Source organism: Vibrio sp. Vb0349, assembly GCF_033338975.1.
The window spans coordinates 1-3316 of record NZ_JAWOTS010000061.1 but is presented as its reverse complement, the minus strand read 5'-3'; the positions used below and the strand labels follow the sequence as shown (position 1 = coordinate 3316).

Genomic DNA, 3316 nt, shown 5'->3' with positions numbered 1-3316 from the left:
GATTTCTTCCATCAAGCTGTCATCGACTTTCTTCAGATTGAGAGCAAGATTGCTGCCTTTACGACTGTAGCTTGCTCGACCTTTGACAAGGTCAACTTTTTCAGCTTTTTTTGCAGGTTTAGCTGGTGCTAACTCTGAGATCCAACTTTCGATGCTTTCCGTCACTTCTTTGGTCAAACGAGCCACGCCTTGTGCCTTGCTACGTTGCCACAAGTAACCTTCAGATGTACGGCATTTATCCAACAAGTTTTGCTGCTGCTCAGCGGTCAATGTTGAGAACTGTTTGTGCAGTTTAACGATGGTTGGACGACCTAAATCGCCAACATTTGGATACGCTTGTAGCAATTCTAGCGGCAATGCCGCGGCTTTAAGCGCACCACTTACCAATGCTTCACTGCATTGGAACATTTTCGCTAGCGCTTTTTGGTCTTCTGCTTCACCACTTTCCAGCTTAGCCTGCATCTCTTTGCCTTTTTCGTAAAGCGACAGCGGTTTGTGAGCATTCGCGACGTCAGATAGGAATTTCGCGTGTTCAGTGTTGATGCCATCACCAACGTAAACCAAGAAATCCTTCCCCGCCAAGATACAAGACATACGACGGCGGCTACCGTCTAGCACTTCAATTTTGCCATCGTCAGTGCGACGACCAACAGCTGGGTACTGTTGACCACGCTCTTTCAGTGTCACCAAAACATCAGATAAAGCATGCTCATTCAAGAATGATTGTTCACGGGCGTTGTCCGCGAATACACGCGTCTCGCTTGCCACTTTATCTGCGGGAATACGAACCAATTCAAACTGAACCGTGCCCTCACCCGCCACAGCCAACTCGATGGTTTGCGCTTTTTCTTTTGCTGCCGTTTGCGCTTCTTGTGGAGTCGCTACTCGACGTTTATTCGTTTTACCAAATAATTTCGCGTTTAATTCAGACGTTTTCAAAGCCATTTACTGTTTACCCCTGATTTAATGACGGCCAGTTAGAGTGCAATACGCGCTCCAATTCCAATGCGCTTTTGTGTACCGCATCTTGAGCAGTTGCAAGTGTCTTCTTACCGCCTTCGAAATCACTTACGGTTAAATCAAACACAGTGCTGTAGGTGTCTGCACACGTTTCAAATGCACGGCTACGTGGAATGGTTGCCATCATCACTTGGTCACCAAGCAGATAGTTCATTTCCGTCAATACCGAGACTTGCTTCTTGTTGTCGTCTTCGAACATGGTTGGCATTAGACGAACAAACTCTAAGCCATTCCAATCTTCTGGGAACATCTCATAAACCGTAGGCAAATGCTGGAAGAAGTTAACCGTAGATGCCCAGTCTAGACGTTTTGCCGCACAAGGAATTAACAGTGCATTGGACGCGTACATCGCATTCCAAACCAGAGGGTCGACGTGCGGACCGGTATCAATCATGATGATATCGAAGTCATTCGCAATCTTGTCGATAAGCTGTTCTTTCAATAGACGAACGATATCAAGTGATGGGTCTTCAGACAGCGTTTGCCACGCTTCTGCGTTAAACATAGCATCTTCTGGGAATGCGGAGATTGACTTCAAGTTCGGGTATTGCGTCGGCAACAGCACGTTCTTGTGTAAAAATTCGCGGTCGATCTCTACTCCATCAGGCACGTTGCCTAACATAATGTCCACCGCTGAATAAATGTTGTCGTGCTCAGCCACACTGATTTGCGGGTTTAAAAACAGACGTAATGAACCTTGAGGGTCCAAGTCAATCAAACAAATGCGGTAGCGTTTATCTAGGTTAAGCGCCAAACAAGCAGCCAAATGTACGGCCGTCATTGATTTACCCGTACCACCTTTTTGGTTTTGTACGTTGATAATCCATGGTTTATTGCCGTTATTCTTCTTACGCTCATAGAATTTTGGCACTTCAGCCGCATCCATGAGCATGTGTGCTTCTTCTAACGTAATGGAGTAATGATTCGCGTTGTTTTTAGTAAATTGGTGGCCTGCGGCTTCCATCTTACCGATCGCTTCATCCAGTTTACGACGAGTTAAACCAGAGCGAGTCTCCATCATCGCCTTAGACATTGGTGGGAAGTAGTTGTCACTTCGCTCTTCCAAAACAATCTCAATACGGTCAGCTTGAACTTGTTGCGTCAGCTCAGCTAACTCTTGAAGATTTTCAATCGTTTTTTCTCTTTTCATGCCAAATTCCGTTGGAAGGATATCTGCATCCAATTGTACAGCAGTAGACTTCAAAAACAACAAAAAGGTGCACGTTCATTTTGAACAACCATCACATAAAAAACCATCAAAATTGGCTGTTTTATGATTTAAGAAGAAAAATATATCAATTTTTAATCGATTTATTCCAAATAAAAGAGGTTAGTTCTTATCAAAATTAAAAGTGTTACATTGTCACTTATTTACAATGTAAATCTATTTTATCCGGAACGATTATATAAGTGGGCTAAATTACGGATTATGTGATTTGAATCGACTTAAATCATTTTACATACTGATTGTGGAGGAAAAGAGAGGAAATAGTGTCGCGTCACGACCTTGATCATGCATCCGAAGCAAAATCAGCGAAAAGACAACGAATAAGAACGGAACCATGATCAAGGAAGACTCTTGATCATGTTTTCGAAGATAACTGTAAATACGAAAGCATGATCATGGCAGATAATGGACGAATGAAGGTAAATCAAGGCTTGAGTACATGGATCCATTTCTCGGAAAAATGATCAAGCAAGTAGGTTTCTCGGAAGCATGCTTTTTAATGCGCTATTTACGGCTGAGTGCAGACGGAATGGGGGATTGACGCATAAATGCGCCTCTCAACCTTCGGAACGATGAAATACAGTATCGGCAAACAAGACATAGTGTCTTTCATGATCATGCTTCCGTTAGTTCTGATAATCATGCAGTCTTTGATGCGAAGGACCCAAATTGACGTCATTTTAATCGTTTGGCTAATTTGGCAACAATTGAAGGTAAAGAGAGATGAAATAACCTTAGCTTGATCATTGATCCGCAACCTCGAAACACTCACAATAGCAGAGGATCGATAAATCAAGATCGAGGTAATCACGGATTTCTGTGGATAACCTGTACAGACATCATGATCATCGTTTCATGATTGTTTTGATCATCTTTTCAGGAACTTAATGATCATGCTTGCGGAATGAAGTGATCATGCTTTCAAGATTTTGTTGATCATCGTTTCGATAAAGCTATGATCATAGTTCCGAAATACCTCAAAGAAATACTCATTAATAACAGCAACTTAGGCTCGTAAAAATAACCAGATCAATAGATCATATAATCAATTAAGATCAGAATAATCAA

At 42.4% G+C, this 3316-nt stretch carries 2 protein-coding genes; both read right to left on the bottom strand.

The genetic code is table 11. From position 1 onward, the window contains the following. The coding region (locus tag R7Q47_RS23095; protein WP_318089395.1) for a ParB/RepB/Spo0J family partition protein at positions 1–945 on the bottom strand (945 nt) is incomplete at its 3' end. Between the two features lie 7 nt (positions 946–952). Then, a complete protein-coding gene (locus R7Q47_RS23090; RefSeq protein WP_005500197.1) occupies positions 953–2170 on the bottom strand; it encodes an AAA family ATPase in 1218 nt (405 codons plus the stop codon). Positions 2171–3316 lie beyond the last annotated feature (1146 nt).

Excerpts from the sequence above, each read along its gene's own strand:
- R7Q47_RS23090 (WP_005500197.1), bottom strand. The coding sequence starts at position 2,170 with ATGAAAAGAGAAAAAACGATTGAAAATCTTCAAGAGTTAGCTGAGCTG.